Raw genomic sequence first — 316 nt, 5'->3', positions numbered from 1 at the left:
GGCCAAGGTGGTTTGCGTCAGACGGTTGCCGAACAGCAGCCCAACGGCGACTTCCGCCGTACCTTCGGGCTGTTGCGGCGCAAACCGCAACGCCACCACCAGGAGCAACGCCTGATCGGTAATACGCTGATCAAGCCACTGGTCCACCGCGTCCAGCCCGTAGCCCTCGACAGGCACTGTCGATTGACGAAAACACTGGCAGCAAGCCTAGCCAAAACCAGAGGCGAGGTCGTGCGGGACGCAATGCTTGTGCGGGAACTTTATCCAATCTGACTGGCATGGCTAACTCATACTCGCTTCAGGCAGTGACGAAAAT

Annotated in this window: 1 pseudogene; it reads right to left on the bottom strand. The window is 58.9% G+C overall.

Annotated features, from left to right (window positions below):
- Positions 1 to 189 (bottom strand): annotated as a pseudogene (locus tag M5B99_RS29915) (hypothetical protein); the annotation flags it as partial.
- Positions 190 to 316: the final 127 nt, after the last annotated feature.

The organism is Pseudomonas sp. MWU13-2100 (assembly GCF_023242365.1).
Classification (GTDB): domain Bacteria; phylum Pseudomonadota; class Gammaproteobacteria; order Pseudomonadales; family Pseudomonadaceae; genus Aquipseudomonas.
The sequence above is the reverse complement of the archived record's forward strand: the minus strand, read 5'-3'. Positions and strand labels throughout refer to the sequence as shown.